Here is a 21,145-nt window from a genome sequence, read left to right as displayed (position 1 = left end):
GTCAGGCGGGCCGTTTGCGGGGCGACCAAGGGGATCTCTTCCAGATCCACAGCGGCAGACGCAGCACCGGATAGAGAATGCCAAGCCCCGCGGGCAGGCGCAGCAGCGCCACGTCCTCGGCGGGAATCGCGATTCGCCGGAGATGCGCCCAGGCATCGCGCCAGCGCGACAGGGTCAGCAGCGTCGCGCTCGGCTCCACCACTGAGTTCCACGGTGTGTCGGCCAGCTCGCGCGCACCGCCGCCAGCCGTCATCACGCGCAGGGCAAGCGCGTTCAGCAGGTTGAGCCGGATCGATCTAGGGCCGACGAAATTCGGGGGCAGGGGCGTGCCGAATACGGCATTGGCCAGCATGATCGCCGAGGCAGCCGGCCGCGCCGCCCCGCCGGCCTGCGCTGCCGCCCATAGTTCCGCGCCGCCGTCCTGGCTGGTGCCGAGCAACGCGGCGATGTCGGCCAGCCATTTCAGCCGCGCCCAGGCATGGCCCGAACCATGCACGCACAGATAAGCGAACAGCGGAGGGTCGGCGAGCGTGCGCAGCGCGCCGGCACCCGGTATCGTGACCATTTGGTGCTCGCTTGCCGGGGGCATGCCACGATCGCCGGCAGCATCGGAAAGCCGCCAGTGGAGCTCGATCGACACCTTGCGCTCGCGGTGACGATGCGCGCTGTCCTTCGAGATCGCCTGATAGGTTCTGAGCGCACCGGGCGGGAGCGGCCGGCCCGGCGCGGTCATCACATAGCCGGCCTGGTCGAGCACTTCCCAGGCGCGGGCGACGTCGGCGGATGGCACGACCATGTCGATATCGATCGAATCGCGGACAGCGATTGAGCTATAGGCGCGTACCGCCAGCGCAGATCCTTTGAGGAACAGCGGCTCGATCCCCGTCTGTTCGAGCAGGCCCTGAAGCCGCAGGGCCTCGCCCGTATTTCGCAGTGCCGCCGCCATGGTCCGGTACGCGCGTTCGGTGATGCCCGGCGGCACGGCAAGGCCGGCATTGGCCAGGCCTTCGCTGACCAGGCCGGCCACGCGGTGGCGCGCGGCGATGCGCTCGACAAATCCCCAATCCACCCCGACCGCCGCCATCGCGACGATGCGGTCAGTGCGCTCATCCGAGAACGGTCGAACGACCAAAGCGCATACAAGCGCGAATTCGGGGGATGTATCGAGGCGAATTGTACGTGCTGCCTGATCTTGCGACGGGGTGGGTAGCGTCTAGCATCGCCGCTGAAAAAGGGCGATTGGCAATCTTCCGGGACGGTTTCGCCATCAGAAACCCGTCGCCGAAAGCTGTTGGCAAGTGCCAAGCCAGCGCGCAAAGTCGAAATCGGGCGAATCAGACTGTTACGCGGGGATGTAAGGGTTGAACGGCAAGAAAGTACGCGGCGGTGGCTGGTTGGCCGCTGCCTGGGCGACGATCCAGTCAAGTGCCGCACTGGCGCAGGATTCGCTCGCCGACCCGCAAGGCTCGGGCGCGATCGTCGCTGCCGTGCGCTGGCTTCAGGGCACCTTGCTCGGCACGGTCGCGACGGTCGTCGCGGTGATCGCGGTCGCCTCGGTCGGTTTCCTGATGCTGACCGGACGGATTAACTGGCGTTACGGCGCGACCGTGATCCTGGGCTGTTTCATCCTGTTCGGGGCGGCCAGCATCGTCGCCGGCATCCAGTCCACCGCCAGCGCCGGATACTGAAGCATGAACGGGCTGGAGCGGGACCCGCTGTTCGTCGCGCTCACCCGGCCGCAGATGTTCGCTGGCGTCACCTATAGCTATTTCGTGTTCAACGCGGTCATCGCGACTGAGCTGTTCCTGATCTTCCACGCCTTCTGGGTGCTGGGCGTCGCCCTGATCGTGCATCTGGTCGGCGTGGTGCTGTGCGTGCGGGAGCCGCGCATCTTCGACCTGTGGCTCACGCGCCTCGGCCGCTGCCCGCGCGTGCGCAATCACAAGATCTGGCGATGCAACTCCTACCGCCCCTGACATCCGACCCGCGGGCGGTCGCCCGCGAGAAGTCAGCGGGATCCCATCTTCCCTATGCACGGCACGTCGACGATCACACGATCGAGACGCGCGACGGGCTGCTCATGCAGTTCATCCACCTGCGCGGGCTGCTGTTCGAGACGGCGGACACTGACGAGATCAATTACCGCAAGGTGCTGCGCGACGCGATGTTGCAGGCGATCGGGTCGTCGCGCTTTGCGCTCTACCACCATGTCATCCGCCGTCAGGCCGAGGTGGAACTGCCGGCCAAGTTCCCGGACGCGTTCTCCGGCCAGCTCGATGCCGCGTGGCGGGCGCGGCTGGCGGGCAAGCAGCTTTACGTCAACGACCTGTTCCTGACCCTGATCCGCCGGCCGTTACAGGGCCGGGTGGGGGTCGCCGATCGGGTGCGCGGCATGTTCGGGCGGGCAACGACGACGTCGGAGGCGGTGTCGGCCAACGAACTGCGCCAGCTCGACGGTGCACGCGACGCCTTGCTGGCGCAGCTCGGCAGCTACGCGCCGCGCCTGCTCGGGGTGTATGAGACCAAGCAGGGCGTTTGCTCGGAACCGCTCGAATTCCTGTCCGCGCTCTACAATGGCGAGATGCGGCCGGTGCTGATGCCGATGCAGGATGCCGGCAGCTATATCCCCTATCGCCGTATCAGCTTCGGCGAGGAGACGGTCGAACTCGGGCCGGCGGGCAACACGCAGCGCGGATTTGTCGGCATGGTCTCGATCAAGGATTACCCCGCGCAGACCGCGCCGGGCATGCTCGACGAGTTGCTGCGGTTGCCGTTCGAGTTGACCGTATCGCAATCCTTCGGTTTCGTCGATCGCCAGGCGGCGCTGGGCAAGATGAACCTCGCGCTGCGCCGCATGCGCTCGGCCGAGGATGAAGCAGTGAGCCTGCGCGGCGAGCTGTCGAGCGCCAAGGATGACGTCGCGGCCGGGCGTGCGGGTTTTGGCGAGCATCACATGACGGTCGCGGTGCGTGGTGATTCGCCGGCCGCTGTCGATGCGGGCGTGGCCGAGGTTCAGGCGTCGCTGGCCGATCTCGGCATCATCGCGGTGCGCGAGGAGATTGCGCTGGAACCGGCCTTCTGGGCGCAGTTCCCGGGCAACTTCAAATATATCGCGCGGCGCGGGCTGATCTCGACCGGCAATTTCGCCGGGTTCGCCAGCAGCCATAATTTCCCGCTCGGGCGGGCCGAGGGCAATCACTGGGGCGACGCAGTGACGTTGCTCGAGACGACCGCGGCGGGGCCTTATTATTTCAACTTCCACCAGGGCGATCTGGGCAATTTCACCGTGATCGGACCGTCGGGCTCGGGCAAGACGGTGGTGCTCAATTTCCTGCTCGCCCAGGCGCGGAAATTCCATCCTCGGGTGATCTTCTTCGACAAGGATCGCGGGGCCGAGCTGTTCATCCGCGCGATCGGCGGCCGCTATGACCTGTTGCGGCCGGGCGAAGCGTCCGGGCTCAACCCGCTGCAGATCGAGGACAATCCCGCCAATCGTCAGTTCCTGATCGACTGGGTCCAGCAGCTTGCGGGCGGCGCCGACATCGATGAGGTGGCGAAGATCAAGGACGCGGTCGATGCGAACTTCGCCCAGCCGCGCGAGCATCGCCGGCTGCGCCATTTCGCCGAACTGTTCCGCGGCGGGCACCGCCCGCACGCCGCCGATCTCTGGGCGCGGCTGCGGCCGTGGTGGGGCGAGGGCGAGCGCGCCTGGCTGTTCGACAATGACGAGGATCTGACCGATCTGTCCGCCGAGGCGGTCGGCTTCGACATGACCGCGATCCTCGACGATCCCGCGGTGCGCACGCCGGCGATGATGTATCTGTTCCACCGCGTCGAGGAGCGGCTCGACGGCACGGCGGCGATCATCGTCGTCGACGAGGGATGGAAGGCGCTGGACGACGAGGTGTTCGTCCGCCGCATCAAGGATTGGGAGAAGACGATCCGGAAACGGAACGGCATCGTCGGCTTCGCGACCCAGAGCGCGCAGGACGCGCTGGAGAGCAGGATCGCCAGCGCGATCATCGAGCAGGCCGCGACGCAGATCTTCATGACCAACCCGAAGGCGCGGGCGGCGGATTATGTCGACGGCTTCGGCCTGACGCCGCACGAGTACGAGATCGTGCGGACCCTGCCCGACGATGCACATTGCTTCCTGATCAAGCACGGCACCGACAGCGTGGTGGCGCGGCTCAACCTGTCGGGCGAGCGCGATATCCTGACGATCCTGTCGGGCCGCGAGCGCACTGTGCGGCTGCTCGACGAGATCCGCGCCGAGAGCGGCGACGATCCGCAGAGCTGGATCCCGCGTTTGCTGGAGCGTGCCTGATGACATGCCCGTCGATCTCGCCCGGCGGCCCCTTTCTCAGCGGCGTGCTGAGCTACGTCGATTGCCAGGCCCAGACGATCGGCGAGAATGGCTATCACGCGCTGACCGCGCCGGGATCGACCGTCGCGGTGCTGCTGACCGGGCTGCTGACGATCTTCGTCGCGCTGTTCGGCTATCGCATGATCCTGGGCCAGACGCCCGGCACGCGCGAGGGCGTGATGGCGCTGGTCAAGATCGGCGTGGTGCTGGCGCTGGCGACGAGCTGGCCGGCCTTCCGCACGCTGGCCTATAATGTCGCGATGCACGGGCCGGCCGAGCTGGCGGCGAGCATCGGTGGTTCGGCGGGCCTGCCCGGTTCGGATGGTGGTCTGGTCGGGCGGCTGCAGGGGGTCGACAATGCCCTGGCCGAACTCCAGCGGATCGGCACCGGCAAGCCGGCGGATGCGGAGGAGATTGTCGGGCCGACCCAGCCGCTGACGCCGCAGCAACAGCAGCGGGAGTACTCGCGGCTGCAGCAGCTCCAGCAGAAGCCGCGCTGGGATCCGACGCGCGATGCGACGATGCTCAGCGAGTCGCGGACGCTGTACCTGACCGGGACGATCGCGTCCTTTGCCTCGGTGCGGGTGGTCGCCGGGCTGTTGCTGGCGCTCGGGCCGTTGTTCGCGTTGTTCCTGCTGTTCGATACGACGCGCGGGCTGTTCGAGGGCTGGGTGCGCGGGATCGCCGGCGCGGCGCTGGGCGCGCTGTCGACATCGATCGTGCTCGGCGTCGAACTGGCGCTGATGGAGCCATGGCTGATCCAGATCCTCGAATTGCGCCGCCAGAATATCCCGACCCCGTCGGTGCCGACCGAGTTGCTCGCGCTGACCCTGGTGTTCGTACTGACTCTGCTCGCGGCGCTGATCGCCACGGCGCGGGTTGCCCAGGGGTTCCGCATGCCGGCGGCCGTGCGCAGCGCCGCGTCGCGCTGGGCTGAGGCGCTCAAGGAGCGGGCGCCGCAGCCGGCGCTCGCTGGCGCAGGACAGCATGAGATCGCCGATCCGCGGACGCGCGCGCATTCAGTCGCCGATGCTGTTGACGCCAGCCAGCGGCGCGAGGCGGGCATGTCGCCGCCGCCCCCGGCGCAGCTCGCCCATCAGGGGACGACCCAGGCGGTGTCGCGTGATATTCCGGTGGCGGCGCCGGTGCCGCTCGGTCAAAGCTATCGGCGCCGCACGCGCGGGCGCGTATCGGCCGGCGCGTCCCGGCGGGACAGGAACGCATGAAGAAGACCTCACGAGACTCGCTCGACGCTTATTACCGGGAGGCGGAAAGCTGGGCGAGCGACCGGCAGGACATGCTGCGCGCGTCGCGCCGCAATGCCTGGATCGTCGCGGCCGCGGCCGGCACGATCGCAGTGTGCGAGGCGATCGCGCTGATCGTGCTGATGCCGCTCAAAACGGTCGAGCCCTATACCTTGCTGGTCGATCGCCACACCGGCTTCGTCGAGGCACTGAAGCCGCTCGACGCCAATCGCATCGCGCCGGACAAGGCGCTGACTCAGTCGTTCCTGGTGCAATATGTCATCGCGCGCGAGAGCTTCGACATTGCCGCGCTGCAGGCCAATTACCGCAAAACGACGCTCTGGTCGGCCGATCCGGCCAAGGCCGAATATGTGTCGAGCGTGCAGGTGTCCAACCCGTCCAGCCCGCTCGCCCGCTATCCGCGCTCGACGGTCGTCAGCACGCGCGTGAAGAGCGTCTCTCCGCTGGGCGGCAATTCGGCTTTGGTCCGCTTCGATACGCAGCGCCAGGACGCGGGCGGTCACATCATGCCCGCTCAATCCTGGGTAGCGGTGATTCGTTATCGCTTCTCGGGCGAGCCGATGACGCGCGAGGACCGGTTCGTGAATCCGCTCGGCTTCCAGGTGACCGGCTATCGCCGCGACGCCGAGGACGTGACGCCGGTCGAGCCCGCGGCCCCGGCCACGACGGTGATCGATTCCTCGACCACCACGACCACGACGACCACTGAAGCCCCGGTACGGGATGGCGTGCCGGCGACGGCACCGCCCAGTTTCCCGCCGCCGCAGCGGGTGCCGAACCGGCCCTCGCGTCCCGAGGTCGAGCTTTGAGGATCGCGCTGGTCCTGCTCGCGCTGCTCCTGCCGGTGGCGGCGACGGCGCAGGTGCGCCCGACCGCCGGGCCGGGCGACCCGCGCATCCAGACCGTGCCCTATGATACCAACCAGGTCGTGCAGCTCCAGGTGGCGACCGGCTATCAACTCACCGTCGAGTTCGCGCTGGACGAGCGGATCGAGAATGTCGCGGTCGGCGACAGCGGCGCGTGGCAGGTCACGTCGAACAAGCGTGGCGATCACCTGTTCATCAAGGCGGTGCAGCCGGGCATCACCACCAACCTGACCGTGCTGACCGACGCGCGCAGCTATATGTTCGATCTCGCGCCGCTCTACGGCCCGCTGCCCGACATGGCCTATACGGTGCGCTTCACCTATCCGCCGACCGCGGTGGCGACCGTCGCCGACGCGCCGCCGGCCGTGGAACCGGGCCGCTACAAGCTCGGCGGGGCGCGCGCGATCCGCCCGTCCCAGATCGATGACGATGGCGAGAAGACCTATATCGTCTGGCCGGCCGACAAGCCGCTGCCGGCGGTCTTCGCGATCGACGAGAAGGGGCGGGAGATGCTGGTCGACGGCCATATGCGCGACGGCCAATATGTGATCGACAGCGTCAAGCCGAAGCTGCTGTTCCGGCTCGACAAGGATCTCGCAAGCGCGGTGCGCGTGAAGCCGAAGGCGAAGCGCTGATGGCGAGTTCGCTCCCGGCCAATGGCGGCGATCCGCGGATCGGCCCCGATGGTGAAGCCAGCGTCCGGCCGGTCGTCGCCATGCCGTCGGCGGGCATGCCCCGGTGGGTGTTCGCTGTCGGGCTGGGTGTCTTCGCGATCCTCCTGTTCAGCATCCTCGACATGCGCCGCCGCGCGCTGACCGCGCCCCCGACCAAACCGGGCTTCGCGGAAAGTCTCGGTGGAGCGGCGGCGCAGCCCGCGCCGCTGTTCATCCCGCCCGAGCCGGCACCGCCGCCGGTCGCGGTGGAAACCCCACCGCCTCCGCCGCCCCCCCCGCCACCGCAGCGGATCCAGCAGCCGCAGATCGTCTACGTACCGCAGCCCATGCCGCAGCCGCCCATGGCGGCCCCGCCGCCGGCCCCGTCGCGCGCGGCGGGCGATCCGGCGCTGATCATCGATACGACGACGGGCGAGGCGACCGCGTCGCCCGTTGCCGCCGATGGCGCGGCGGGCGCCACCGCGACCGGCGACAGTGGCGGCGCGGCGCTTGCCACGCGTGCCCGGGCGACGGTGATGCGCCACCGCCCGACCACGGTACCGCAGGGCACGCTGATCCCCGCCGTGCTGGAGACGGCGCTCGATTCGACCCGGCCCGGCCTGGCGCGCGCGCTGGTCCAGCGCGACGTGCGCGGCTTCGACGGCAGCAAGGTGCTGATCCAGCGCGGCAGCCGGCTGATCGGTGAATATCGCGCCGATCTCCAGCCCGGCCAGAATCGCGCGACGGTGATGTGGACCCGGCTCGTTCGTCCGGACGGGGTGACCATCGCGCTTGGTTCGCCCGCGGCCGATCCGCTTGGCCGGGTCGGCATCAAGGGCAAGGTCAACAGCCATTTCTTCGAGCGATTCGGCTCCGCGATCCTGCAGTCGACGCTCGATGTCGGCGTCAATCTCGCCTCGCGCATCGGCAATTCCAATTCGCCGGTGATCGTCGCGTTGCCGAGCACTTTGCAGAATGCGACGGGCGGGCTGACCCAGACTCAGCAGATCCAGCCGACCCTCAAGGTGAAGCAGGGCACCGCGATCAGCGTGTTCGTCGCGCGCGACCTGGATTTCACCGGCGTCGAGACCAAGCGGTGAGCGCGCCGGCGCGGGACGACCGCCCGGTCTATCTGCGCAGCTATCTGTCGCCGCTGGCGGGCATGCTCGAGCGCGCCGATGTGACCGACATCTATGTCAACCGGCCGGGCGAGATATGGGTCGAGACGACCGGCGGCACGATCGAACGGCACGAGGCGGCCGGGCTCGACGAGGCGACGCTGTCGCGGCTCGCGCGCCAGATCGCGGCCCTGTCGCACCAGGGCATCAGCCGAGAGCATCCGCTGCTCTCGGCGACCCTACCCGATGGTGCGCGCGTCCAGGTGGTCGGGCCGCCGGCGACGCGCGGGCCGCTCGCGCTCGCGATCCGCAAGCATGTCTCGCCCGATCTGGCGCTCGGCGATTATGTCGCGAGCGGCGCCTTTGACGACACGCGGCATGGCGAAGAAGATACCACGGATATCGACCGTACGCTGACGATGATGCTGGATGCGGGCGACATCGCCGGCATGCTCGTCAAGGCAGTGAAGGCGCGCAAGAACGTGCTGGTCTCGGGCGGCACCTCGACCGGCAAGACGACGTTCCTCAACGCGCTGATCCGCGAGATCCCGGCGGACGAACGGCTGATCCTGATCGAGGACACGCCCGAGCTCCATCTCCGCCACGACAATGCCGTCGGCCTTCTCGCCGCGCGCAGCGCGCTGGGTGAGGCGCGGGTGAGCGCCGACGATTTGCTCGGCGCATCCCTGCGCATGCGGCCCGACCGGATCATCCTGGGCGAGCTGCGTGGCGAGGAAGCCTATGCCTTTCTGCGCGCGGTCAATACCGGCCATCCGGGATCGATGACCACGGTCCACGCCGACAGCGCGGAGCGCGCGGTCGAGCAGATCGCGCTGCTGGTGTTGCAGACCGGCACCCGACTCAATCGCGACGATGTGCTCCATTATGTCCGCAGCACGGTCGATGTGTTCGTCCAGCTCGCCCGCGCGGGCGGGCGGCGGCATGTCGCCGAGGTGGTGCTGCGGCGGCGGGTTTAAGGATTTTCCGTTCATGTTGTGGTCGGGTTGCGCCGGTCTATAAGGCAGGGATGACCCGTTTGATTTCGCTGCGCTATCGCGTGCTCCCGATCGCACTTGCCCTTGGTGCGGGAGCCTCCTGCCTGTCGACGGCGTGCTTCGCGCAGTCCGCGCCGGCTCCCGAGTCGGCGCCTGCACCGACAATGGCGCAGCCGGTGCGTCCTTCGACCGGTGACACGATTCGCCTGACGGACGAGCAGCGGGACGCAATACTGAACAACAATACGGTCGAAAGTGCCGCCGCCGCACGTGGCGAACTGAGGGACTCGGAAATCGCCAGGCCGGGTATCCATGGCGAGGTCGGCGTCATGATCGGATCGCAGGGCGCGCGCGGCGTCTATGGCACCGCGGACATTCCGCTGGGCGAAAACGCAGGGGCCACCGTGTCGTTCGAAAGCAGCAGCTTCGGGCATCGCCGATAGCATTCATTCCGGGCGATCCATCGGAAGGCGCCCCGGGCCTCCTGTCGGCAGATCGACCCTCAGCACGGCGTTACGAAGCCGAGGCGCACCGGCCAGAATTCCCTGTTATTGCCGATTAACAGGGAAATTTGTTTTTCTTCGGCCTTTATGACCCGTTCTTAGGTGTTATTTCCTTTCTATAATAGCGGTTTGTGCTGAATTCCCTGTTATCGAAGAACAGGGAATTTCATTTCAGGAACAGGGAAATTCTCGCCGAACAGGGAAATTCGATTTCGATCGCCATGAGAAAGAGCGTGGACGGACGTTTCCATCCGACATCATGCTGCGCCACTTCTCTCGAATGTTGAATCGATCCGCCGGCGCGCAAGCGGGAATCAGGCTTCGGCGCGATTCCGAGGGCGCAGCGGGTTGCGCGGCCGCAGGGTATGCGCGCAGGCGGCATGGCCGTTCGCTTTGTCGGACTCGTCGCCGGGGATCCGGCCCGTATCGGGGATCGCCATCCAGGTGATGCCCTGCGCGGTGCAGACCTCGACGAAATGCGCCGCGGGGCCGGCCGCCTGAACCGGGGAGGCGGACAATATCAGGAGCGCAGGGCCGACCAGCAGGAGACCCGTGCGCTCGCCGGAAAGACGGCGGCGCACATGGCCCGCCTCCCCGTCGCAATGAGTCTCTTCCCCGGCCGGCACGCAAGGCCCTTTCCCGAAACGGCGGCGATCCGCGGTCGCCGCGCCGCTGACCGGTGTCACCATGAAGCGCTTTGCGCCGTTCTACGACCGCAAAAAGCCTCGATATGGCGTCAACGTCGCACCGGCCGGGCCGGCAAGGCGCTATGCTCCGCCGGTCAGGGTGGAGGATGCGGGTGATGGACGCGAAGGGCAGCAAGCCGATCATCGGCATGCCGGTATATGATTCAGTCGACATGCTCGACGTCTGCGGGCCGTACGACATGTTCGTCTGGGCCGGGTTCCAGGTCGAGCTGGTCGCAGCGGAAAGCCGCATGCACTGTTTCCGCGAAGGCTTTCGCTTCGAGGTGGTCAAGAGCTTTGCCGAAGCGAGCTCGAACTATGCGGCCTTGTGGTTACCAGGCGGCGACCCGACCGCGCTGAATGTGCAGATGAAGAACGAAACCTATCTCTGTTTCCTGCGCGACAAAGCGGCGGTCACGCCGTTGGTCGCGTCGGTGTGCGAAGGCGCGATGCTGCTCGCCGCGGCGGGGCTGCTTGATGGCTATGAGGCGACGACTCACTGGGCCTTTATTCCGTGCCTCAAGCGCTTCCGGCATGTGAAGGTGGTTGAGGGCCACCCACGCTATCATCTCGACCGCGACCGGCTGACCGGCGGCGGCATCTCCTCCGGGCTGGACGAAGCATTGCGGCTGATCGAGTTGCTGATGGGGACCGCCGTCGCCGAACAGGTCCAACTCACGACTCAATATTTCCCGTGCCCGCCGGTCGGCGGAGTAATTCCTGACACCAGGGATTGTCCGCTCGATGAGGCCGGCGAGCAGGTGCCGCTCTGCATTCCCTGCTGACGGGCTTGCGATCGGCCGGCGCGCGCCGCATCAAGCGCTGATGCGAACCACCTCCGACAGCGTTTCCGTGCGCCTGTATCATCTGTCCGACGGCCATGACGGGGGAGGGGCGTCGACCCTGTTCTACGGCCCGCTCGGCGAAGCGATGGCGATCGCCGCGGCCCAGCCGGAGGAGGTGCAGGAGGGGCTGTTCCTGGCGACCGACAATGATGTCGTGGCGTATCTCGATTTGATCGAGGGGTAGGTCGTCCTCGGCTGAGATCAGTCGCTTGTCTGCACCCTTTGGCTTACCCGGCGAAGGCCGGGGCCCAGTCGGGGGACGATCGTGGCAAGGTGCTGTGTGTCGTTACAACTACCTTTCCAGCTGGGCACCGGCCTTCGCCGGGGAGCGGGAAGTGGCGGTCGCATCGGCGCGGCGCGGCCCGACTAGACGACAACCTCACTCTCGACGCGGCCCGCATCCCCGAACACGCGCAGATAGCGCGCGATCTCGGCCGGATCGCCGGTCGCCTTGGCGGGATTGTCGGAGAGCTTGACCGCCGGGCGGCCATTGGCGCTCGTTACCTTGCACACCAGGGAGATCGGCTCGAGCCCTTCATTGCCGCGCGGATCGCAGCCGCGGAAATCATTGGTCAGGTTGGTGCCCCAGCCGAAGCTCATGCGCGCCCGGCCGTGGAAATGGCGATAGGTGCGCTCGATCGAGTCCACGTCCATCCCGTCGGAGAAGATCAGCAGCTTCTCGCGCGGATCGACGCCGTGGCGTTGCCACCAGGCGATGATCTGCTCGCCGGCCTCGATCGGCGGGGCGCTGTCGGGGCGGAAGCCGGTCCAGTCGGCGACCCAGTCGGGCGCATCGGCCAGGAAAGCGGTCGTCCCGAAGGCGTCGGGCAGCACGATCAGCAGGTTGCCGGCATAATGCTGGCGCCATTCCTCCAGCACACGATAGGGCGCGGCGGCGAGCTCGGCATCGTCGCGGGCGAGGGCGGCGGCGACCATCGGCAATTCATGCGCGTTGGTGCCGATCGCCTCGAGGTCGCCATCCATCGCCAGCAGCACGTTGGAGGTACCGATGAAGCGATCGCCGAGCCCTTCCTTGAGCGCCTCGACGCACCAGCGCTGCCAGAGATGGCCGTGGCGCCGCCGCGTGCCGAAATCGGAAAGCACGAGATCGGGCAATTGCTTCAGCCGCTCGACCTTGTCCCAGAGTTTCGCCTTGGCGCGGGCGTAAGTGACGTCGAGCTCGAAGCGGCCATGGTTGCGCAGGGTCGCGCGCGAGCGAAGCTCGTTGATGATGGTGAGCGCCGGGATTTCCCACATCGTCGTATGAGTCCAGGGCCCGGCGAAGCGCAGCTCGTACTGGCCGTCGACGACATGGAGCTCATAGGGCGGCAGCCGGAACTCGGCGAGCCAGGCGATGAAGTCCGGCGCGAACATCCGCTCCTTGCCGTAGAAACTGTTGCCGGCGAGCCAGATCAGCTCCTTCTTGCCGAAGCGCACGGTGCGGGCATGGTCGAGCTGGGCGCGCAATTCGCCTTCGTCGATCGTATCGGCCAGCCTGATCGTCTTCGTCCGGTTGAGGACCGAGAAGGTCACCTCTACATCGGCATGCAGATGCCGGATCATCTGCAGCATGAGCAGCTTGTAGAAATCGGTGTCGAGCAGGCTGCGCACGATCGGATCGAGCCGCCAGCCGTGATTATAGGTGCGCGTCGCGATATCGGTCAGGACCATGACAGGCTTTTCCCGGCAAATGCCGCGGGCGTCTACCCAACAAATGCCGGAGCATGAGATGAAGAAGATCGTGATCGTCGTCGATACCCAGGCCGATTTCATGAACCCGGACGGTGCGCTCGCGGTGGCCGGCGCCGATATTCTGGCCGGACCGATGAACGCCTGGCTCGGCGCGCTGCGGCCTGACGACACAGCTTCGGTGCTGTTCACCTTCGACACGCATTTCGCCGATACCTATCCGCTGTCGGAAGAAGCGAAGGAATTCCCCATTCACTGCGTTCGCGAAACACCCGGCTGGCGCAATGTGCTCGACCCGGGCCTGGTCGATCCGGCGATCCCGACCTGGCGGCTGGAAAAGGGCGTGTTCGCGATGTGGCAGGAGGATGGGCTGAGCGTCGAGCCGATCGGCGGCGGCGCGCCGGTGGATCGCGATGCCTTTTTCCGCGACCTGAAGGCGTCCGGCGTCGAGGAAGCGACCGTGATCGGCGTGGCCGCCGATTATTGCGTGCGCTGGGCGATCGACGGGCTGGTCGAGCGCGGTTTTCGCGTGAGCGTGCCGGAAGCCCTGACGCGCGGCATTGCCCGCCCGATCGATCAGGTGCTGGCCGAGGATTTCGCGGGGAAGGACGTCGCCCTGGCTTGACGGCGGCAACGGCGCGCCCGGCCGGCCGTCCCGCGCTTGACTCATTCATAGCCCGGCAGTTATGCGTCAATCAATAGCCACGGGGTTATCGATTGCGGATGACGGACGCGCAGGACATGCTTTTCAGGACGCTCGCCGATCCGACGCGTCGCGCGCTGTTCGAGCGGTTGTGCCGCGACGGGGAGCAGACCGTGCGGGCGCTGACGGCGCGCGCGGGGGTCTCGCAGCCGGCGGTCTCCAAGCATCTCGGTGTCCTGAAACAGGCCGGGCTGGTGCGCGACCGGCCCGATGGGCGTCTGACGCATTATAGCGCCCAGCCTGGCGCGCTGGCGCCGCTGATCGACTGGACGAGCCAGATGGCCGGATTCTGGCAAAGCCGGTTCGACGACCTCGAAGACCTGCTCAAAAGGATGGACCAATGACCGATACCGCGACCGAAACGCGCACCGTCACCGTCGAGCGCGACATCGCCTATCCGCCGGAAAAGATCTGGCGCGCGCTCACTCAGCCGCATCTGATCGAGGAATGGCTGATGAAGAACGACTTCAAGCCCGTAGTCGACCATCGTTTCCATCTCAGCGCCGACTGGGGCGGCGTCGACTGCCGCGTGCTCGAGGTCGAGCCCAACCGGACATTGTCCTACACCTGGGATGGAATGGGCCTCGAAAGCGTGGTCACCTGGACGCTCAGCCCCATAGCGACCGGCACGCGCCTGCGCATGGAACAGACCGGCTTCAAGCCGGACCAGCAACAGGCCTATTTCGGCGCCAAGGCCGGGTGGCCGCGCTTCTTCGGCAATCTGGAGCAACTGCTGGCCCGGGCCGACTGAGGTCGGCGCCGTGCTTCGAAAGGAGACGCCATGTTGAGCATGTGGATCCGCCAGGCCCATCGCTGGCTGTCGATCATCTTCACCGCGACGGTGATCGCCAATTTCGTCGCGATGGCATTGGGCACACCGCCGCCCTGGATCGTCTATTCCCCGCTGCTGCCGCTCTTCCTGCTGCTGTTCAGCGGCCTGTACATGTTCGTGCTGCCCTATGCCCGGCGGCGTGGCGGACGAGCGGCATGAGGAGGAATGGCCGATGAGCGCGAGCGAAACCGAGGGCGCCGATCCCTCCCGCCTGATCGACGCGCGGATAACGGAGCTTGGCGACTGGCGGGGCGAGATGCTCGCCCGGCTGCGCCGCCTGATCCTTCAGGCCGATCCCGGCATGGTCGAGGAATGGAAGTGGCGCGGCGTGCCCGTGTGGTATTGCGGCGGCATGATCTGCACCGGCGAGACCTACAAGGCGGTGGTGAAGCTGACCTTCGCAAAGGGCGCGTCGCTGGAGGATCCGACGGCTCTGTTCAACGCCAGCCTGGACGGCAATGTGCGGCGTGCCATCGACTTCCATGAGGGCGATACGGTGAATGAGGCTGCGCTGACGGCGCTGGTCAAGGCCGCCGTTGCGCTGAACGCATCGGCGGCGAAGCCCCGGCGTTAGCCCGCTGCGCCGGGGGAACGCTGACGCGGCGGTTCCATGTCTGCAGGCGGGTGTCTCTGCTCCATTGCCGCCTGACACATCTACGCAGTGCGCACGGGCCGCACCCGATTCCGATCCAGCGGCGTTATTGTCGGTTGTTTAGGGAAACGTCATGCCTCGCTTGATTCATGCCCGATCGGCTGCACTGCTTGCCCTGGCGCTCGCGCTCTGCGCTTGCAGCGGCAAGAAGGACACGGACTCCGCGAAATCCCAGGCCGCGACCGATACCGCGCCCGCCGATCTCCACGCGGCCGCGCGCGCCTATGTCGACAGCTTCATTACCGAAGACCCGGACCGTTGTTTTGGAAAGGTCGAGCTGGAGCACGCGGTGCTGGAGGGACGTCGAAGCTCGATCGGCCCGACCGTGCCGCCGACCCGCGTGATCATCGCGATCGACGGGTCGGGCTCGATGGCCGGCCGGATCGGCGGCCAGACCAAGCTGGAGCTGGCGCGGCAATCAGCGCTGGGCTTCATCGACGGCCTTCCGGCCACCGTGCAGGCCTCGCTGCTGGTGTTCGGCCAGCAAGGCGACAACAGCGAGGCCGGCAAGGCGAAGTCCTGCCGGGGCGTCGACGTGCTCGCGCCGATGTCGACCGATCGGGTGGGGCTTGCCGCGGCGGTGAAGCAGGTTCGCGCCACCGGCTGGACGCCGCTCGCCGCCGGGCTCGAGCGCGCGCAGTCGCTGCTCGGGACCGCGGCCAAGCCGGGCGAACAGGTTATCTATGTCGTCTCCGATGGCGAGGAGACCTGCGGCGGCGATCCCGTCGCCGTCGCGCGGCGGATCAACGGAAGCACCACGCGCGCGGTGGTGAATGTCATTGGCTTCGGACTGCCATCAAAAGCAGCGGCGGCGCTCAAGGGGGTCGCCGATGCCGGGGGCGGCGGCTTCGTCAACGTCTCGACCCGCGCGGACTATGATCGGACCATCGACACGGTGCGCGACTCGAATCGCCGGGCGGCCAACATCGTTCGCACGAGCGACGCGATTGCCCACAACGCGGTCAATAGTTCCGACGTGAGTGCCCATGCCTCGACGTGCGTCAGCGATCTGCTGGATGGTGAAAGCAAGCGTATGAGCGATGATCTTTCGGTTCGATGGAAGCGCGGCGAGAAAGTGCCGTTCGCGGGCGAGGCGCTGACGCTGCAACGGCAGCGCCATCGCGCGCTGCTCGACCGCGGCATGGCGTTCTCGAAGCAGCTGAGCGGTGACGCGGACGCGGCCCGGGACCAAATGGATGCGGCAGCGAACGCGGTTCGCTGAAATGTGATGGAGCCGGCTTTCACCGAGCGGAAGCGCGCTCTGGCGCAGGTCTCGTCCATCGATTGAAGAACTGGCGCGCCCGGCAGGAGTCGAACCTGCGGCCTCAAGATTAGAAGTCTCGTGCTCTATCCAACTGAGCTACGGGCGCGCGATGGCGCGGGGATTAGCGCGGATTGCGCGGAGGCGAAACCGGCTTCATAAAATGCCTGCACGAACTTGGGGGAAAGCCGGCATGGCGGATGGTGGCGGGCTGAAGGCGGTCAGCGCGGGGGAGGTGGCCGGAGGCCATTTCCGCTATTATGATTTCGTGATGGCCGCCTTCGTCGCGATCATCCTGCTGTCCAACGTGATCGGCGCGGGCAAGGTCGCGGTGATCGACCTGCCCGGTATTGGCCTGTGGCCGTTCGGGGCCGGCATCCTGTTCTTTCCGATCAGCTACGTCATCGGCGATGTGCTGACCGAGGTCTATGGCTATGCCCGGGCGCGCCGCGTGATCTGGGCGGGTTTCGTCGCGGTCGCCTTCATGGCCTTCATGTCCTGGGTCGTCGTCGCGCTGCCGCCGTCGCCCGACTGGAAGAACCAGGCGGCCTATGAGGTGATCTTCGGCCAGGTGCCGCGCATCGTGTTCGCCTCGATGATCGCCTTCTGGGCGGGCGAGTTCGTCAATTCCTATGTCCTCGCCCGGATGAAGGTCTGGACCGGGGGCAGGCATCTGTGGACCCGCACGATCGGCTCGACGATCGTGGGGCAGGGGGTGGACAGCCTGATCTTCTATCCACTGGCCTTTCTGTATGCCGAGGGCTGGACCAACGACCTGATGCTGAAGGTGCTGGTCACGCAATGGGTGCTGAAAGTGTCCTGGGAAGTGCTGCTGACGCCGGTCACCTATCTCGTCGTCAATTTCCTGAAGCGCCGCGAGGGCGTCGACGTGTTCGATGACGGCACCGATTTTACGCCGTTCAAAGCGCGTGTTTGATCATCTCAGCGCCTTCCAGCAAGGCAAGCTCTGGCTGACCAACCATACCGGCCTCTCCAAGGATGCGCTGCACGTCTATATCGGCCTGCTGATCCTGCTCGGCGCGGCGCGACTGTTCAAATGGCGAGTGGGCGACTGGCGACCTTTTCTGGTCGTCGCGGCCCTCGCTCTGGCGGGAGAGGCCTGGGACTTGCGCGACCTGCTCGTGATCAATGCCAGACCCGATTTTCCGGCGAACTGGCACGATATCTGGAATACCTGCTTCTGGCCGGCCGCGCTCACGCTGATGCTGCGATACACAAACCTGTTCCATCGCCCGGAATTAACCGAATAGGTTTCATGCAAGGGGAGTCCGAGGCCGGAATCGAACCGGCTCATGGCGGAATTGCAATCCGCTGCGTTCCCATTTCGCCACTCGGACGGCTGCTGCCCTCAGGAGTGACCGGCGGGATTTGCACCCGCTAGCACCGGAATCACAGACCGGCCGCGCACTCTATTGCGTTCGGCCACGCCTGAAGGCAGCAGAATTTAGGGGTTTTTTGAAGATCGGGATGGAGATGCGAGGTGCCGCTGGCGAAGCGCTATCCCAATCCCGCCACGGCCCGGAAAATGGGCGTGGCTATGCGAGCGTCAATGTCGACAGCTGGCGGGGCGCGGTTGCGCGAAAATCATGGTGATAGCCATGGCGTGGCTATGCCAGCAGGCAATCCGGAATGCAATAGCCTATTTGGCTAAATCGGGCTCAGGCGCCGACCGTTTCCAACAGGCCTTGGAACAAACGCCGGCCGTCCACGCCGCCATGGGCTGCTTCGATCCGGCGCTCCGGATGCGGCATCATGCCGAGCACATTGCCCGCGGCGTTGAGCACGCCGGCGATCTTGCGCGCGGAGCCGTTGACCTGGCCGGTATAGCGGAAGGCGACGCGGCCTTCGCCCTCGAGCCGGTCGAGCGTCTCGGCATCGGCGAAATAATTGCCATCATGATGCGCCACGGGGACGGTGATCGTCTCGCCCTGGCCATAGCGGCTGGTGAAGGCAGACTGGGCGTTGGCGACGGTCAGTTCCACGTCGCGGCAGACAAAATCCAGGCCCTCGTTGCGCATCAGCGCGCCGGGCAGCAGGCCCGCCTCGGTCAGCACCTGGAAGCCGTTGCAGATGCCGAGCACCGGCAGGCCGCCGTCCGCCGCCTCGATCACCGCGCGCATGATCGGCGATCGCGCGGCGACTGCGCCGGAGCGGAGATAATCGCCATAGGAGAAGCCGCCGGGCAGCGCGACCAGCCCGGTGCCGTCGGGCAGGCTGGTCTCGCCATGCCACACCATGGCCGGCTTCACCCCGGTGACGGCTTCCAGCGCGACGGCGATGTCGCGGTCGCAATTGGAGCCCGGAAAGACGATGACCGCTGTCTTCATGCCCGTTCCACCCGGTAGTTTTCGATCACGGTGTTGGCGAGCAGCTTGCGGCACATCTCGTCGATGCTCGCGTCGCTGGTGCCGTCGTCCACATCGAGCTCGATCAGCTTGCCGGCGCGGACATCGTTGATCCCGGCAAAGCCGAGGCCGTCCAGCGCCTTGTGGATCGCCTTGCCTTGCGGATCGAGCACGCCGTTCTTCAGCGTGACGAAGATGCGAAGCTTCATGAGCGTTTCCTGGGCTTGGGATTGGTTGGCGACCCTATGGCGAGCGCAACGCCCTGCCGCAAGCTTCATGGAAAATTTACGTGAGTAGCCCAGCCTTTCGGCGGCGCTCTCTCTGGGGCGGGGCGCGACAAGGAGTTTCGGCCATGGCCGGTCTGGCAATGATCATGTTCATCACGCTGTTCGCGTTCGGCGGGCAATATTTTGGCTGGAGCGATCCGGGCGGTCGCGTCCAGCTCGCCCTGTTCAGCGCCTATGTGTTCGGCATCATCTGCGGGTACCGCGTGAAGGGCTGAAGCCCGGACGGCCGGGGCTTATTTGCCCTTGCTGAGCCGGTGCTTTTCGAGATCGAGGACCGCGCCGTCGGCGCCTTCGGGTAGCAGGCCGAGGCGGCGCGCGACCTCCTGATATGCCTCGACTTCACCGCCGAGATCGCGGCGGAACCGGTCCTTGTCGAGCTTCTCGTTGGTTTCCATGTCCCACAGGCGACAGCCATCGGGGCTGATCTCGTCGGCCAGGATCACCCGGGCATATTCATTGTCCCAGAGACGGCCGAATTCCAGCTTGAAGTCGACCAGCCGGATGCCGATCCCGGCGAACAGGCCGCACAGGAAATCGTTCACGCGAATGGCGAGGTCGGCGATGTCGTGCATCTCCTCCTGGCTCGCCCAGCCGAACGCGGCGATATGCTCGTCGGTGATCATCGGATCGTTGAGCGCATCGTCCTTGTAATAATATTCGATGATCGTGCGGGGCAGCTGCGTGCCCTCCTCGATGCCGAGGCGCGTCGACAGCGACCCCGCCGCAACGTTGCGGATCACCACTTCGACTGGGATGATCTCGACCTGACGGATCAGCTGCTCGCGCATGTTGAGGCGGCGGATGAAATGGGTCGGCACGCCGATATGGCCGAGCAGGGTGAAGATATGCTCGGAGATGCGGTTGTTGAGCACGCCCTTGCCGCTGATCGTGCCCTTTTTCTGGGCGTTGAACGCGGTTGCGTCGTCCTTGAAATACTGGATCAGCGTGCCGGGTTCGGGACCCTCGTACAGGATCTTGGCTTTGCCTTCGTAAATCTGGCGGCGGCGAGCCATGATGGCGTTACCCTCGGAAAATGAGCAGCCCCGGCGGCGCGGAAGCGCAGGCCGGGGCCGGAAGACCGGCGCTATATCGGAAGGGGGACGGTGGTGCAATCAGCTTGGCGGCGGCTCCGCCCTCGATCCTCGCCCGAAAGACCGGGGCATGCGCGCGCCAAGCCGCCGCCATAGCCACCATCCCAGTGCGGCGAGGACCAGCCAGGGGGCGAGGAAGATGAGCAGGCGCAGGATTGCGCCGATTCCGATCAGGAAAGCGCTGGCTGATGCGACGAAGGTGTCGCCGATCCCGTTGCCGACATGGCCCGCCGCCGCAGCAGCAGCACTATACTCGATATCGATCGTCGACATCGCGACCCGGCCCTGTAGCTCGGCAAGCCAGCCGCGCGCCTGGTCGATCTCCTCCTGGGCCGCAGCGACGCTGCGTTCCGCCTCGACCAGTTCGGCAACACTTCCCTTGCGGGTGCGCAAGACTTCGGTCAGCCGCTCGACCAGCATTTCGCGCTGCCGCAGCCGCGCCTGCGTGTCCGACAGGGCCTTCGACACGTCCTCGGCCGCGATCGACTGGCTGACCGCGCGGCCGCCGGCACCCGACACGGCCTTTTTGAGCGCGGCGCCAAACTGACGGGCCAGGGCGCTCGCCACACGAATCTTGAGGGTCGCCTGGGAGATGCTTGCGTCGGCGGCCTGATTGTCGAGCGCGAGAACCTGACACCGCGCCGCGCCAAGTTGGTCGCAGAGCGCGACATGGGCTTGCTGGGCTTTCGCGATGGACGTTCCGGGCAGGACGAACGCATATTTGTAGCTGTATGCCATCTTCGGGACGGACACCGCGATGGCTGCGGGCGCCCCCGATGCGGCGGATTTGGCAACTGCTGCCGTTGCCGGTTCAGCCACGTCATGGCTACTCGCAGCCTGGTCCGGGGCGTCGGACGGTTTGGAACAAGCGCCGAGGCACAGCGCCAACAAGATCACGTACCGCATCGCCGCTCTCCCGATCGACTGTTACACTGTCACATCGATAGAATATTGTGTCAATGCCGCC

General features: G+C 66.4%; 27 protein-coding genes and 2 tRNA genes. 20 read left to right on the top strand and 9 right to left on the bottom strand.

The genetic code is table 11. The annotated features are described in order from the left end of the window. Position 1 precedes the first annotated feature (1 nt). Positions 2-1,132, bottom strand: a complete 1,131-nt coding sequence (locus ACZ1I5_RS11500; protein WP_465173817.1) for a nucleotidyltransferase domain-containing protein — start codon at positions 1,130-1,132, stop codon at positions 2-4. A gap of 262 nt (positions 1,133-1,394) precedes the next feature. Here ACZ1I5_RS11500 and ACZ1I5_RS11495 point away from each other — a divergent pair, with 262 nt between their 5' ends. From ACZ1I5_RS11495 to ACZ1I5_RS11455, 9 genes are all read left to right on the top strand, one after another. After that, a complete protein-coding gene (locus ACZ1I5_RS11495) occupies positions 1,395-1,688 on the top strand; it encodes a TrbC/VirB2 family protein (protein WP_465173949.1) in 294 nt (97 codons plus the stop codon). Between the two features lie 3 nt (positions 1,689-1,691). After that, entirely contained in the window at positions 1,692-1,976 is a 285-nt protein-coding gene (locus ACZ1I5_RS11490; RefSeq protein ID WP_272627477.1) for a VirB3 family type IV secretion system protein, read from the top strand. Further along, positions 1,955-4,327 carry a VirB4 family type IV secretion/conjugal transfer ATPase gene (locus ACZ1I5_RS11485; RefSeq protein ID WP_465173816.1) on the top strand — a complete coding sequence of 791 codons (2,373 nt, stop codon included), beginning with the start codon at positions 1,955-1,957 and terminating at the stop codon, positions 4,325-4,327. The genes ACZ1I5_RS11490 and ACZ1I5_RS11485 overlap by 22 nt, the downstream gene beginning before the upstream one ends. Next, positions 4,327-5,592 (top strand): TrbL/VirB6 family protein, encoded by a 1,266-nt coding sequence (locus ACZ1I5_RS11480; RefSeq protein ID WP_465173815.1) that lies wholly within the window; start codon positions 4,327-4,329, stop codon positions 5,590-5,592. Before ACZ1I5_RS11485 ends, ACZ1I5_RS11480 begins: the two co-directional genes overlap by 1 nt. Continuing rightward, complete coding sequence (locus tag ACZ1I5_RS11475; protein WP_465173814.1) at positions 5,589-6,440, top strand: VirB8 family type IV secretion system protein; 852 nt, start codon at positions 5,589-5,591, stop codon at positions 6,438-6,440. Before ACZ1I5_RS11480 ends, ACZ1I5_RS11475 begins: the two co-directional genes overlap by 4 nt. Continuing rightward, positions 6,437-7,132 carry a TrbG/VirB9 family P-type conjugative transfer protein gene (locus tag ACZ1I5_RS11470; RefSeq protein WP_465173813.1) on the top strand — a complete coding sequence of 232 codons (696 nt, stop codon included), beginning with the start codon at positions 6,437-6,439 and terminating at the stop codon, positions 7,130-7,132. The genes ACZ1I5_RS11475 and ACZ1I5_RS11470 overlap by 4 nt, the downstream gene beginning before the upstream one ends. Next, positions 7,132-8,250 carry a TrbI/VirB10 family protein gene (locus tag ACZ1I5_RS11465; RefSeq protein WP_465173812.1) on the top strand — a complete coding sequence of 373 codons (1,119 nt, stop codon included), beginning with the start codon at positions 7,132-7,134 and terminating at the stop codon, positions 8,248-8,250. The genes ACZ1I5_RS11470 and ACZ1I5_RS11465 overlap by 1 nt, the downstream gene beginning before the upstream one ends. 62 nt (positions 8,251-8,312) lie before the next feature. After that, a complete protein-coding gene (gene virB11 / locus ACZ1I5_RS11460) occupies positions 8,313-9,245 on the top strand; it encodes a P-type DNA transfer ATPase VirB11 (RefSeq protein ID WP_465173948.1) in 933 nt (310 codons plus the stop codon). A 50-nt stretch (positions 9,246-9,295) separates the two neighbouring features. Continuing rightward, a complete protein-coding gene (locus ACZ1I5_RS11455) occupies positions 9,296-9,706 on the top strand; it encodes a hypothetical protein (protein WP_465173811.1) in 411 nt (136 codons plus the stop codon). A 374-nt stretch (positions 9,707-10,080) separates the two neighbouring features. On the opposite strand, the gene ACZ1I5_RS11450 is transcribed toward ACZ1I5_RS11455, so the two are convergent. Further along, positions 10,081-10,455 carry a hypothetical protein gene (locus tag ACZ1I5_RS11450; RefSeq protein ID WP_465173810.1) on the bottom strand — a complete coding sequence of 125 codons (375 nt, stop codon included), beginning with the start codon at positions 10,453-10,455 and terminating at the stop codon, positions 10,081-10,083. Positions 10,456-10,568: 113 nt separating this feature from the next. Here ACZ1I5_RS11450 and ACZ1I5_RS11445 point away from each other — a divergent pair, with 113 nt between their 5' ends. Then, positions 10,569-11,237 (top strand): DJ-1/PfpI family protein, encoded by a 669-nt coding sequence (locus ACZ1I5_RS11445; protein ID WP_465173809.1) that lies wholly within the window; start codon positions 10,569-10,571, stop codon positions 11,235-11,237. Between the two features lie 40 nt (positions 11,238-11,277). Then, complete coding sequence (locus ACZ1I5_RS11440; RefSeq protein WP_465173808.1) at positions 11,278-11,481, top strand: hypothetical protein; 204 nt, start codon at positions 11,278-11,280, stop codon at positions 11,479-11,481. A 182-nt stretch (positions 11,482-11,663) separates the two neighbouring features. Here ACZ1I5_RS11440 and pncB read toward each other — a convergent pair whose 3' ends face one another. Continuing rightward, on the bottom strand, positions 11,664-12,968 hold the full coding sequence (gene pncB / locus ACZ1I5_RS11435) for a nicotinate phosphoribosyltransferase (RefSeq protein ID WP_465173807.1): 1,305 nt from the start codon (positions 12,966-12,968) through the stop codon (positions 11,664-11,666). 58 nt (positions 12,969-13,026) lie between these two features. On the opposite strand from pncB, the gene ACZ1I5_RS11430 reads away from it, so the two are divergent. From ACZ1I5_RS11430 to ACZ1I5_RS11405, 6 genes are all read left to right on the top strand, one after another. Next, positions 13,027-13,611 (top strand): cysteine hydrolase family protein, encoded by a 585-nt coding sequence (locus ACZ1I5_RS11430; RefSeq protein WP_465173806.1) that lies wholly within the window; start codon positions 13,027-13,029, stop codon positions 13,609-13,611. Positions 13,612-13,709: 98 nt separating this feature from the next. Continuing rightward, the gene (locus ACZ1I5_RS11425) at positions 13,710-14,033 is read left to right on the top strand and encodes an ArsR/SmtB family transcription factor (RefSeq protein ID WP_465173805.1); all 324 of its coding nucleotides are present in this window, start codon (positions 13,710-13,712) and stop codon (positions 14,031-14,033) included. Then, positions 14,030-14,440 carry an SRPBCC family protein gene (locus ACZ1I5_RS11420; RefSeq protein WP_465173804.1) on the top strand — a complete coding sequence of 137 codons (411 nt, stop codon included), beginning with the start codon at positions 14,030-14,032 and terminating at the stop codon, positions 14,438-14,440. Before ACZ1I5_RS11425 ends, ACZ1I5_RS11420 begins: the two co-directional genes overlap by 4 nt. 30 nt (positions 14,441-14,470) lie before the next feature. Beyond that, positions 14,471-14,680 carry a hypothetical protein gene (locus tag ACZ1I5_RS11415; RefSeq protein ID WP_465173803.1) on the top strand — a complete coding sequence of 70 codons (210 nt, stop codon included), beginning with the start codon at positions 14,471-14,473 and terminating at the stop codon, positions 14,678-14,680. A gap of 13 nt (positions 14,681-14,693) precedes the next feature. Next, positions 14,694-15,095 carry a DUF1801 domain-containing protein gene (locus ACZ1I5_RS11410; protein WP_465173802.1) on the top strand — a complete coding sequence of 134 codons (402 nt, stop codon included), beginning with the start codon at positions 14,694-14,696 and terminating at the stop codon, positions 15,093-15,095. A gap of 160 nt (positions 15,096-15,255) precedes the next feature. Beyond that, positions 15,256-16,395 (top strand): vWA domain-containing protein, encoded by a 1,140-nt coding sequence (locus ACZ1I5_RS11405; RefSeq protein WP_465173801.1) that lies wholly within the window; start codon positions 15,256-15,258, stop codon positions 16,393-16,395. Positions 16,396-16,466: 71 nt separating this feature from the next. Here the strand turns inward: ACZ1I5_RS11405 and ACZ1I5_RS11400 are convergent. After that, a tRNA-Arg gene (locus ACZ1I5_RS11400) sits at positions 16,467-16,543 on the bottom strand. 84 nt (positions 16,544-16,627) lie between these two features. On the opposite strand from ACZ1I5_RS11400, the gene ACZ1I5_RS11395 reads away from it, so the two are divergent. Together ACZ1I5_RS11395 and ACZ1I5_RS11390 are read left to right on the top strand one after the other, a co-directional pair. Continuing rightward, positions 16,628-17,371, top strand: a complete 744-nt coding sequence (locus ACZ1I5_RS11395) for a queuosine precursor transporter (protein ID WP_465173800.1) — start codon at positions 16,628-16,630, stop codon at positions 17,369-17,371. Further along, positions 17,331-17,705: a hypothetical protein gene (locus ACZ1I5_RS11390; RefSeq protein WP_465173799.1), complete on the top strand. Its 375-nt coding sequence runs from the start codon at positions 17,331-17,333 to the stop codon at positions 17,703-17,705. The genes ACZ1I5_RS11395 and ACZ1I5_RS11390 overlap by 41 nt, the downstream gene beginning before the upstream one ends. Before the next feature lie 15 nt (positions 17,706-17,720). On the opposite strand, the gene ACZ1I5_RS11385 is transcribed toward ACZ1I5_RS11390, so the two are convergent. The 3 genes from ACZ1I5_RS11385 to purS all read right to left on the bottom strand — a co-directional run bounded on the left by ACZ1I5_RS11385 (position 17,721) and on the right by purS (position 19,009). Further along, positions 17,721-17,792 (bottom strand) — tRNA-Cys (locus tag ACZ1I5_RS11385). Positions 17,793-18,113: 321 nt separating this feature from the next. Beyond that, positions 18,114-18,782, bottom strand: coding sequence for a phosphoribosylformylglycinamidine synthase subunit PurQ (purQ, locus tag ACZ1I5_RS11380; RefSeq protein ID WP_465173798.1), 669 nt, complete (start codon positions 18,780-18,782; stop codon positions 18,114-18,116). Next, entirely contained in the window at positions 18,779-19,009 is a 231-nt protein-coding gene (gene purS, locus ACZ1I5_RS11375; protein ID WP_465173797.1) for a phosphoribosylformylglycinamidine synthase subunit PurS, read from the bottom strand. Before purS ends, purQ begins: the two co-directional genes overlap by 4 nt. 143 nt (positions 19,010-19,152) lie before the next feature. On the opposite strand from purS, the gene ACZ1I5_RS11370 reads away from it, so the two are divergent. Further along, positions 19,153-19,302: a hypothetical protein gene (locus ACZ1I5_RS11370; protein ID WP_465173796.1), complete on the top strand. Its 150-nt coding sequence runs from the start codon at positions 19,153-19,155 to the stop codon at positions 19,300-19,302. 18 nt (positions 19,303-19,320) lie between these two features. Here ACZ1I5_RS11370 and purC read toward each other — a convergent pair whose 3' ends face one another. Together purC and ACZ1I5_RS11360 are read right to left on the bottom strand one after the other, a co-directional pair. Further along, entirely contained in the window at positions 19,321-20,100 is a 780-nt protein-coding gene (purC, locus tag ACZ1I5_RS11365) for a phosphoribosylaminoimidazolesuccinocarboxamide synthase (protein ID WP_465173795.1), read from the bottom strand. A 99-nt stretch (positions 20,101-20,199) separates the two neighbouring features. After that, positions 20,200-21,066: a DUF4349 domain-containing protein gene (locus ACZ1I5_RS11360; protein ID WP_465173794.1), complete on the bottom strand. Its 867-nt coding sequence runs from the start codon at positions 21,064-21,066 to the stop codon at positions 20,200-20,202. Positions 21,067-21,145: the final 79 nt, after the last annotated feature.

The sequence above is a fragment of the Sphingomonas sp. BL-S-30 genome (genome assembly GCF_055521475.1).
This window is presented reverse-complemented; position numbering and strand designations above follow the sequence as displayed.

Excerpts from the sequence above, each read along its gene's own strand:
- ACZ1I5_RS11390 (WP_465173799.1), top strand. The coding sequence starts at position 17,331 with ATGACGGCACCGATTTTACGCCGTTCAAAGCGCGTGTTTGATCATCTC.
- ACZ1I5_RS11370 (WP_465173796.1), top strand. The coding sequence starts at position 19,153 with ATGGCCGGTCTGGCAATGATCATGTTCATCACGCTGTTCGCGTTCGGC.
- purC (WP_465173795.1), bottom strand. The coding sequence starts at position 20,100 with ATGGCTCGCCGCCGCCAGATTTACGAAGGCAAAGCCAAGATCCTGTAC.
- purS (WP_465173797.1), bottom strand. The coding sequence starts at position 19,009 with ATGAAGCTTCGCATCTTCGTCACGCTGAAGAACGGCGTGCTCGATCCG.
- ACZ1I5_RS11490 (WP_272627477.1), top strand. The coding sequence starts at position 1,692 with ATGAACGGGCTGGAGCGGGACCCGCTGTTCGTCGCGCTCACCCGGCCG.
- ACZ1I5_RS11480 (WP_465173815.1), top strand. The coding sequence starts at position 4,327 with ATGACATGCCCGTCGATCTCGCCCGGCGGCCCCTTTCTCAGCGGCGTG.
- purQ (WP_465173798.1), bottom strand. The coding sequence starts at position 18,782 with ATGAAGACAGCGGTCATCGTCTTTCCGGGCTCCAATTGCGACCGCGAC.
- ACZ1I5_RS11420 (WP_465173804.1), top strand. The coding sequence starts at position 14,030 with ATGACCGATACCGCGACCGAAACGCGCACCGTCACCGTCGAGCGCGAC.
- ACZ1I5_RS11455 (WP_465173811.1), top strand. The coding sequence starts at position 9,296 with ATGACCCGTTTGATTTCGCTGCGCTATCGCGTGCTCCCGATCGCACTT.
- ACZ1I5_RS11485 (WP_465173816.1), top strand. The coding sequence starts at position 1,955 with ATGCAACTCCTACCGCCCCTGACATCCGACCCGCGGGCGGTCGCCCGC.
- ACZ1I5_RS11430 (WP_465173806.1), top strand. The coding sequence starts at position 13,027 with ATGAAGAAGATCGTGATCGTCGTCGATACCCAGGCCGATTTCATGAAC.
- ACZ1I5_RS11395 (WP_465173800.1), top strand. The coding sequence starts at position 16,628 with ATGGCGGATGGTGGCGGGCTGAAGGCGGTCAGCGCGGGGGAGGTGGCC.
- ACZ1I5_RS11475 (WP_465173814.1), top strand. The coding sequence starts at position 5,589 with ATGAAGAAGACCTCACGAGACTCGCTCGACGCTTATTACCGGGAGGCG.
- ACZ1I5_RS11465 (WP_465173812.1), top strand. The coding sequence starts at position 7,132 with ATGGCGAGTTCGCTCCCGGCCAATGGCGGCGATCCGCGGATCGGCCCC.
- ACZ1I5_RS11450 (WP_465173810.1), bottom strand. The coding sequence starts at position 10,455 with ATGGTGACACCGGTCAGCGGCGCGGCGACCGCGGATCGCCGCCGTTTC.
- ACZ1I5_RS11410 (WP_465173802.1), top strand. The coding sequence starts at position 14,694 with ATGAGCGCGAGCGAAACCGAGGGCGCCGATCCCTCCCGCCTGATCGAC.
- ACZ1I5_RS11425 (WP_465173805.1), top strand. The coding sequence starts at position 13,710 with ATGACGGACGCGCAGGACATGCTTTTCAGGACGCTCGCCGATCCGACG.
- ACZ1I5_RS11445 (WP_465173809.1), top strand. The coding sequence starts at position 10,569 with ATGGACGCGAAGGGCAGCAAGCCGATCATCGGCATGCCGGTATATGAT.
- ACZ1I5_RS11440 (WP_465173808.1), top strand. The coding sequence starts at position 11,278 with ATGCGAACCACCTCCGACAGCGTTTCCGTGCGCCTGTATCATCTGTCC.
- pncB (WP_465173807.1), bottom strand. The coding sequence starts at position 12,968 with ATGGTCCTGACCGATATCGCGACGCGCACCTATAATCACGGCTGGCGG.
- virB11 (WP_465173948.1), top strand. The coding sequence starts at position 8,313 with ATGCTCGAGCGCGCCGATGTGACCGACATCTATGTCAACCGGCCGGGC.
- ACZ1I5_RS11415 (WP_465173803.1), top strand. The coding sequence starts at position 14,471 with ATGTTGAGCATGTGGATCCGCCAGGCCCATCGCTGGCTGTCGATCATC.